The organism is Bacteroidota bacterium (genome assembly GCA_016183775.1).
Classification (GTDB): Bacteria; Bacteroidota; Bacteroidia; order JABDFU01; family JABDFU01; genus JABDFU01.
Map to the genome: position 1 here is coordinate 18,330 of JACPDY010000133.1, position 9,230 is coordinate 27,559.

Genomic DNA, 9,230 nt, shown 5'->3' on the forward strand with positions numbered 1-9,230 from the left:
TTTTCTATGGAGCGGTAATTGTTGTATTTATACTACACCCATTTTTATCTTTAATATTCACCATGTATGCTCCCGGACAAAGCTGATTTTTATACCTGTTAACATACCCATCGGGCCAGGAGTATAAATAAGGACCTGTTCCCCCGGAGACATTTATCATAATCCACTGTTTGCAGCCACAAGCGGTACAGCTCGCTGTTCCTTTTGTAAATTGTCCAATCAGAGCCGGAGGTGAAATTATTGTTGCTGATGATGTGGATGTACAGCCTTTGTTGTCGGTTACAGTTACAGTATAGCTACCAGGTGATAAACCGGTTGCTGTGACCACGGTTTGTCCATTATTCCAATTATAAGTATATGGAGAAATGCCACTTGTTCCGGTGGCAGCAATTGCTCCATCCGCGCTTCCATTACATGTTATATTGGTTGCTGTGATCGTTATATCTGCGCCCGGATTGACAGTAACCACCGCTGTTGAAGTAGATGTATTTCCTCCGGCATCTGTTATTGTTACGGTGTAAGTGGTAGTTGAAACCGGACAAGGATTTATGTTTTGTGTAGTTGCGGCATTGTTCCAGGAATAAGTATATGGACCACTACCTCCTGCACCATTAGATGTAACGGTGGCACAAGATCCGGAGCAAATTGAACTTCCGGTTGTGGTTACAACAGGACCCGTACAGTTGGTAACTGTAATGTTTTGCACAACCGTATTATTGCAACCTGCACTGGTTACTGTGTGGCTTATTGAATATGTCCCGGTAGTTAAAAAGGTATAGGAAAAGTCGGTAGTTGTACCGCTTACATTGGCCGGAGTTATCGGAGAGATAACCCAGTTATATGTTCCTGTTGAACCAGTATTGGTAAATGTTACAGGTACCCCTAAACATACCATGGGATATGTAAATGTGGCGGATACAGGATTGACACCTGTTATATTGTATGTTTTTGTCTGCGTGCAGCCATTGCTATCTCTGATGGTTAATGTATAGCCGCCGGCTATAAGGTTCGAAATTGATGAATTAACTGCAGAAGTTGGCCCGGTTACAATACCATTGCTCCAACTGTATACATATGGAGTTGTCCCGCTTGAAACATTAACAGAAGCACTTCCACTGGTTGTACAGCTAATATTGGTACTTGATGAAGTTGCTACTAAAGGAGTGTAAACTGTTATTGAAGTTGTTGTTGCTGCATAATTGCCCAATGCATCTGTTATCATTACTGTATAATCAGTTGTGGTGACCGGACAGACATTTATTGTTGCAGAGGTCCCGCCGCTACTCCAGCTATATGTATAAGGTGAAGTACCGCTTGAGCCGGTTGCGGTAATATTTGAGCAGGAACCGGAACATATAGTGGCTTTAGATGCGGCGGCATTGATCGTACAGGGATTTACTATAATATAATTTGTTTTTAATACCGAATCCTTTTGACATGGAGTGGAAACAACCAATTTGACAGTGTAAAAACCAGGCGAAGCATACGTAATAACAGGATTGGATATTGTTGATGTATTGGGGCTTGCACCTGTAAATGTCCATTTAAATCTTAAATCTGTTGTATCACAGGCATTATTTACAGTTGATGTAAAAGAAATGGGAACATTTGGACAAATAACAGTTTGACTGGCAGTCGCATTTGTATTAAGAAATTTTTGCTGACAAATGTTGCTGCACAATTGATTAACAAACGCTTCCGCCAATCCGCCACCGGACCCGGACGCGGTTTGAAATGCTCCGGGAGAAACAGGATAGCCACCGCCTCTTACATGAGCGGTTATATATATAAATGGATCATATGCGGCTATATCATAATGAGGATAAACCACACCCGCATCATAATCCTCTTCCAGAGGGCCTCCAACAGCTGTAGTACAAATGAGTTTACCATTAGGGTCAAATTTTGAAATCAAATGATCTTCGGTCCCATTGTATGTGTTTTGGTATGCACAAACACTTATCCAGCTGGGATTAGGCTTGTCATCCTCAACCTCTCCATACCAATAAATATTATCCTTGATATCAATAGCACAACTACCCGTAACCTCCTCCGCGGGTCCTCCATGATAAGTACCCCATAACCGGGCACCGGCAGTAGTGAATTTAGCAATGAATGCATCGTTGCTCCCGGCCAAAGCCATCTGGTTAGAACCTACACTGGATATATTATTCGCTGACGCGGTTGTACCCGTTATAACACAGTTCCCTACAGCATCGGTTGCAACCCCTGCAGCCCAATCATACCCTGATCCACCATAATATGTAGACCATGCCGGGAAGCCGGTGACACCGTTCAGTTTTACAAGGTAAACATCCCTGAGGAGACCAACACCGCCTCCAAAGACAGGCTGAAAACCTGCGGCAGCAAGCGGCAAATTATTGGAAGATGTCTCTCCGGTAATAAAAATATTACTCGCCCCATCACTCGCCACTCCCACGGCATCATCATTAGCCGATCCTCCGAAATAAGTTGCCCATTGCCTGACACAACCACTGTTGAACTTAACAGCAAAAGCATCTTGTGTTCCGCTCAGTGCACCCTGAAAAGGAGATAACACAGGGAAGTTGGAAGATTCCGTGTACCCGACAACAATAACATTGTTTGCTGCATCTGTTATCACATCATAACCTTCATCAGTGGAACTTCCACCATAAAGAACCGCCCACGTGAGAAGACCTGCCGGAGTAAACTTGGCTACAAATGCGTCTGTACCGCCACCAAATGCCTGGGCATATGCCCCTCCTCCAGGGTTTTTAACCGGACAATTGCCAGAAGCTGTGCTGCCGGACAATAATATATCATTATTCTTATCCGTGGCTACCCCATATCCTCTTTCATTATTAGCCCCCCCAAAGTATGTACCGAATATACGGGTGCCATTAATCGAAAACTTTGCGAGAAAGGCATCCACATTTCCTCCACCTGTGATCTGAAAGGCACCGGCACTAATCGGAAAGTTTATATTGCTGCCGGGTCGTCCGGTGAAGATCACATTCCCCAATCCATCCGCGGCAAGTCCGCTGCCACTACTCAAACCCGGACCGGAATAATAAGTTGCCCATGGATCAATAATTAAAGGAAATCTGGTGTCATAATCAGAAAGCAACTTAAAAGTTATATAATATGAATGCTGGGCATTAGGTGCAGATGATGAATAATCTTCTGCGAGAATATATTGTGCTTCAATGTTAACAATATGTCCGTTGATATTTTGATATACTTTAGGTATAGATTCTTCTATATCATTAACGCTTGTCTTTATGGTCAGTTTGCCTTCGGAATATGTTATATTTTGAACACCGGTATACTTTAATTTTATCTGAGCCGGATCACCTCCCGGATTTACAACGATGTCGTATTTTAAACCATTCTCTTTCCCGCCATAATATTTAACATCAATTTCATTATAGACATTTCTCAACATTATGGCATTATATGAATTAACATACGTGATACCCTGCGGGCAATGAGCATAATAGTAATTCGAATACCCTTCCAACTGATCGTAAGTTATTACTTCCTGTCTTGCATTACCATCAACAAAATCCATATCCACACGATGTATCCTTAGTTGGTGCTCCTTCCATAACTCTCTTACCTTCTGAACTGTATTTACTTTTGAATCATTCAGCTTTTCAGATTCCTCTGCTTTTTCAATTATTTCCTTTGTTACTTCATTCACATTGCTAAGAACATAACTGATTCCTGTTTTACGTATATAGATATCCGAACCGCCTCCCTCACCTTTATACAATACATCGGGCCGGAGATCGCCTGCAGCATCTGCAACCTGTCCTTTGTTGGGAGTGAACGAGATGCCATTACCACGGAGGGGGGTGATCGTTTTCGCTTGTTCGTTGTCAGATGATCCGTATGCAGCACTAACCTGAGCAAAGTTGTTCCCGCTTAACAAAAGAAAAACAAAAATAGAATTAATAGTCCGCTGCTTATTCATAATTATAAAATTATCTCCGTAAAATTTATGGTGATATCAAAGTAACATTAATACTACACCCATTCTTGTCTTTTACATTTACACTATAACTACCCGAACAAAGTTGATTTTTATACCTGTTCAAATATCCATCAGGCCATGTCTTGTTCCACCTGCAGCGTTTATACACAGATGTAAGAGTTGACAGCAGAATCATTTTAACCGCTGCGAATTTCTTAATTGAATACGTTTTTATCATAATTCAATGGTCTTGGGTGAAATTAAGAAAGAAAAGAGGGCAAGTCAATTAAATATTCTTAATTAATTTGTTTAGCAATTATTTGATTACAGCTAAAGTTATCATATTCATATATCGCAGATTTTAATATAACTATATGTATTACAATTAATTAAATAGAATAATTGTATTAGTTTTCAAAATAATAAATCAAAATTGTTTAGAAGAGCAAAGTAAAAGAATTAAATTTGAATAACACCAATTTTAATAATGGCCCGAAAGATCTCCACCGCACTCCATGAGTTAATTCATTCCATGACGAAGGACGAAAAACGTTCATTCAAATCCTATGTTTTAAAAAGTGTTCCAAAAGAAAAAAAAGAAGATCACATATACCTCCGGTTATTTGACATAATAAACAAACAGGAGTTCTATAACGAATCGGAATTGCTTGAAATAATTGATGATATTAAACCGCAGCAATTACCCGGGTTTAAAAATTATCTCTACAACAATATCCTGAAAAGTCTTGAACAAAGTTGCTCAGAATCTTCTGTGGAAATTATAATCCGAAGAGAGATCAACCAGGTTCAAATTCTATATAATAAAGGATTATACGTTCAATGTGAAAAAATATTAAATAAAGCATTGAAAGCAGGCATTAAATATGAGAAGGAAATACTCCTCGCCGAGATCTATTCATGGAAAAAAAAATTGATACTTCACAGATTCTCACCCGATGAAGAAAATCAGATCATAAATAAGGAACGAGATATTTATTCTAAACTTGACAGGGAAAAGGAATATTACTGGCTTTGGTTAAAATCCGCTTTGCATTTAAATAAACAAAGAGTTTCAAGGTCTAAAACAGAGGATCATAATTGGATGGAAAAACTGGGGAATTCTCCTTATTTCGCAAATGAAAATTTAGCGATCTCTTTTTTCTCAAAACATTTATACTATTATTTAAAAGCTACCGATTCCTATATAAAGAGTGATTTTAAGAGTGTTTTAATCTACTCCCTTAAACTGGTAGATCATTTCAAGCGTAACCCTCATCAAATAGCCGAAGACCCGGATGCCTATATCATTGCACTCAACAATTACATAGTGGGACTGGTTATGTTAAAAAAATTTAAGGAAGCGGCGACACAATTAGCCGGGTTTAAAAATATCTCAGCCGGATACAAGCTTAGCCCGATCTCAAAAGCAAAGGTCTTTGGCTTCTATTATTCACATCTAATCAATATTGATTCAGGTATATTAAATTTCTCAGGAGCCGAAAGACATATCACCAATTTTGACACTGATTTACAGCAGCATTATAAATATATCCGGAGAAGTAATTTAATTGTTATTTATTTTAATATCGTCACTTTATTTTTCACTCATAAAGCTTACAAAAAATGCCTGGTCTGGACCAATCGTATATTTAATGAGTTTACGGTTGATATACGGGAAGATCTCCAGGCCATAACACGAATCATTTCGATCATCAGTAATTACGAACTTGAAAACAATGATCTGGCCTTGTCACAGATCAACGCAACACGCCATCATTTAAAAAAACGAAAACGTTTGCACCAAATCGAGCATATACTCTTGAAATTTCTCGAAAAAAAATTCCCGAAGATCTATGATCTGAATGACCAGGTATCTGAATTTCAAACACTGAAAGCGCAGCTTACAGAATTACTGAAAGATGATTTTGAGAAAGAAGCTTTAAGCTATTTTGACTTTATTGCCTGGACAGAAAGTAAGATTAAGAACCAGCCTCTGGCAGATGTTCTGCAGGAAAAAGACAAACAAATCAGATTTTGATCAGGCCTTCGCTTTAGCAGTAGCCTCGCGCTTAAACTCGGAGGTGAAATGGAACTGCACATCCGGGTGATTTTCCCTTGCCATACCTAATATCCATTCCGATTGTGCAAGAAAAACAAAATTATTGTCTTTGTCTGTTACAATATAATTCGATTTTAATCGTAAAAACTCTTCCAGCGCGGCTTTGTTATCGGATGTAACCCAGCAGGCTTTGTAATAGTTCAATGGTCTGAACTCACAAGAGGCATTATATTCATTCTTCAACCGGTATTGTATCACTTCAAACTGCAGCTCACCAACTGTTCCTATTATTTTACGGTTACCGGGCTGCTGTGTGAATAGCTGAGCAACCCCTTCATCCGTTAACTGACTTAATCCCTTTTCCAGCTGTTTTGATTTCATCGGATCTTTGTTCTCCACCTCCTTAAATAGTTCGGGCGAAAAACTCGGCACTCCCTGGTACAGAAAATTTTCACCTTCGGTCAACGTATCGCCTATCTTGAAACTGCCTGTATCATACAAACCTACAACATCTCCGGCATACGCTTCTTCAATCAGGTTCTTATCCTGTGCCATAAAAGTAACCGGACTGCTGAACTTCAGGTCTTTATTTAAACGTACATGATGAAAAAATTTATTCCTTTCAAATCTTCCGGAACAAACCCTTAAAAAAGCTATCCTGTCGCGGTGGCGTGGATCAAGGTTGGCATGTATCTTAAACACAAAACCACTGAACGCGTCTTCATCCGGGTTCACAAAACGTGTATCAGCCTGCCGTCCCGCAGGAGTTGGTGAAATACGTATAAAAGTGTCCAACAATTCCTGCACGCCAAAATTATTAAGCGCGCTGCCGAAAAAAACAGGCGCAAGGCTTCCTTTCAGGTAAGGTTCGTTATCAAACGGCTCATAAACACCTTCTATCAGGTCAACATCTTCACGCAGTTTATTGGCCGGCTCCTCTCCTACCTGTTCATCGAGTGTTCTATCATCCAGGTCTTTTATACCGACTATATTTCTATCAATTGTGGTTTTACTCGCGTTGAACAGGTTTAAATTTTTCTCATATAAATTATAAACACCTTTAAACCTTGCACCAATACCAATTGGCCAACTTAAAGGTCGAACCTTAATATTTAATTTCTCTTCCAGTTCATCCAGCAGATCAAACGGATCACGGCCCTCCCGGTCCATTTTATTTATAAACACGATCACAGGTGTATTACGCATCCGGCACACGTTCATCAGTTTCTCGGTTTGTTCCTCCACACCTTTCACACAGTCTATCACGAGTATTACACTGTCAACCGCCGTAAGGGTGCGGTAAGTATCTTCAGCGAAATCTTTGTGACCAGGAGTATCCAATAAATTAACCTGCACACCGCTGTAATTAAATACCATTACCGACGTGGCTACTGAAATGCCCCTCTGCTTCTCGATCTCCATGAAATCCGAGGTAGCAGTCTTTTTTATTTTATTTGATTTAACGGCACCTGCGGTCTGAATAGCACCACCAAACAAGAGCAGCTTTTCGGTAAGTGTGGTTTTACCTGCATCGGGGTGACTGATGATCGCAAACGTTCGCCTCTTCTTAAGTTCCTCAGCTATTTTCATACTACTTGTTAATTGCTGACAAAAGTATCAAAAGTTTCAGCTGTTCCGTTTAAATTTTATCTTTATATAGTTGTTTTAATCCCTGGAAAAACTAATTTATAACATAAAGTATATGCTAAAAATCAACTACACAGTCACTGATCGCTTTTTACGTTACGTAAAGATCGACACCCAATCGGATCCCAACTCCAATACCTATCCCTCAACTGAAAAGCAAAAGGACCTGGGCCGGTTATTGGTGAAAGAATTACTAGAGATCGGGCTTACAGATGCTCACATGGATGATCATTGTTATGTGTATGCGACAATACCATCCAACACAACTAAAAAAGTTCCGGTCATTTGCTTTTGCTCACACATGGATACATCGCCCGATTGCAGCGGAAAAAATGTGAATCCGGTGATTCATAAAAAATACGATGGAAAGGATATTGCATTGCCGAACGATAAAACACAGATCATTCGTGCGGCTGAACACACTGCGTTAAAAGATCAGATCGGCAATGACATTATAACTACCGATGGCACCACCCTGCTGGGAGCCGATAATAAGGCAGGACTCGCCGAAATAATGGATGCAGCCCACTTTTTCATGAGCCATCCTGAAGTAAAACATGGAACCATAAAAATACTGTTCACCCCCGACGAAGAGATCGGCCGTGGCGTAGACAAAGTTGATCTGAAAAAGCTTGGGGCAGACTATTGTTATACAATGGACGGAGAATCGGCGGGACACCTCGAAGATGAGACCTTTTCGGCTGATGCAGTTACAATAACCATAACCGGAGTAAGCACTCACCCCGGTTTCGCGAAAGACAAAATGCAAAGCGCCATTAAAATTGCCGCAGAGCTGATCGACGAATTACCGAAAGACTGCCTGTCGCCCGAAACAACCGAAAAGATGCAGGGATTCATACATCCTGTAAGTGTAAACGGCCTTATTGAAAAGGTAGTGATCAATTTTATCATCCGTGATTTTACAAATGAAGGATTGGTTAAACACGAAAGCCTTCTGAAAGAGATCACAGAAAAAATTGTAAAAAAATATTCACGGTCAACATATGAATTCACTGTAAAAGAACAGTACCGGAACATGAAACTGGTACTGGATAAACACCCGCAGGTTGTTGATTTCGCTTTGGAGGCTATCCGTAGAACAGGTTTACAGCCTGTTCGCTCAAGTATTCGCGGTGGTACTGACGGCTCACGCCTTTCGTTCATGGGACTTCCCTGCCCAAACATCTTTGCCGGAGAACATTCATTTCATTCCAAACTTGAATGGGTATCGGTACAGGATATGCAAAAGGCTGTTGAAACTATTATTCACCTCTGCTCCATATGGGAAGAGCGCTCCTGAAATCATAGGGATGACATCGCTCAAAGCGCAATGTCATTAAGTTAAGAGTAATAGTTTATTGCAATAAGCCCGAAGGGCTTGAATATAAATAACCCCCGATACAATCGGGGGTTATAAGGGGGGGGGAGAAAAGCCTCCAACCCTGAAAGGGCAATGTCATTAAGTTGGATGATAACTTTATGAATTATAGGGGGTTAAAGAACAGATTCCTCTGTTCTTTGATGTAACCAAACATCCCCCCTATGACTACAAACATACAAATTTTG

At 40.2% G+C, this 9,230-nt stretch carries 5 protein-coding genes; 2 read left to right on the plus strand and 3 right to left on the minus strand.

Annotated elements, in window-relative coordinates:
* Nucleotides 1-4 precede the first annotated feature (4 nt).
* Both HYU69_15505 and HYU69_15510 read right to left on the minus strand, forming a co-directional pair.
* Nucleotides 5-3,958, minus strand: coding sequence for an SBBP repeat-containing protein (locus HYU69_15505; GenBank protein ID MBI2271746.1), 3,954 nt, complete (start codon nucleotides 3,956-3,958; stop codon nucleotides 5-7).
* 25 nt (nucleotides 3,959-3,983) lie between these two features.
* Nucleotides 3,984-4,196 carry a hypothetical protein gene (locus HYU69_15510; GenBank protein MBI2271747.1) on the minus strand — a complete coding sequence of 71 codons (213 nt, stop codon included), beginning with the start codon at nucleotides 4,194-4,196 and terminating at the stop codon, nucleotides 3,984-3,986.
* 249 nt (nucleotides 4,197-4,445) lie between these two features.
* Here HYU69_15510 and HYU69_15515 point away from each other — a divergent pair, with 249 nt between their 5' ends.
* Nucleotides 4,446-5,996, plus strand: coding sequence for a hypothetical protein (locus tag HYU69_15515; GenBank protein MBI2271748.1), 1,551 nt, complete (start codon nucleotides 4,446-4,448; stop codon nucleotides 5,994-5,996).
* On the opposite strand, the gene HYU69_15520 is transcribed toward HYU69_15515, so the two are convergent.
* On the minus strand, nucleotides 5,997-7,607 hold the full coding sequence (locus HYU69_15520) for a peptide chain release factor 3 (protein ID MBI2271749.1): 1,611 nt from the start codon (nucleotides 7,605-7,607) through the stop codon (nucleotides 5,997-5,999). It abuts the gene before it with no gap.
* Between the two features lie 112 nt (nucleotides 7,608-7,719).
* Here HYU69_15520 and pepT point away from each other — a divergent pair, with 112 nt between their 5' ends.
* On the plus strand, nucleotides 7,720-8,964 hold the full coding sequence (gene pepT, locus HYU69_15525) for a peptidase T (GenBank protein MBI2271750.1): 1,245 nt from the start codon (nucleotides 7,720-7,722) through the stop codon (nucleotides 8,962-8,964).
* Nucleotides 8,965-9,230 lie beyond the last annotated feature (266 nt).

Excerpts from the sequence above, each read along its gene's own strand:
- HYU69_15505 (MBI2271746.1), bottom strand. The coding sequence starts at position 3,958 with ATGAATAAGCAGCGGACTATTAATTCTATTTTTGTTTTTCTTTTGTTA.
- HYU69_15510 (MBI2271747.1), bottom strand. The coding sequence starts at position 4,196 with ATGATAAAAACGTATTCAATTAAGAAATTCGCAGCGGTTAAAATGATT.
- HYU69_15515 (MBI2271748.1), top strand. The coding sequence starts at position 4,446 with ATGGCCCGAAAGATCTCCACCGCACTCCATGAGTTAATTCATTCCATG.
- HYU69_15520 (MBI2271749.1), bottom strand. The coding sequence starts at position 7,607 with ATGAAAATAGCTGAGGAACTTAAGAAGAGGCGAACGTTTGCGATCATC.
- pepT (MBI2271750.1), top strand. The coding sequence starts at position 7,720 with ATGCTAAAAATCAACTACACAGTCACTGATCGCTTTTTACGTTACGTA.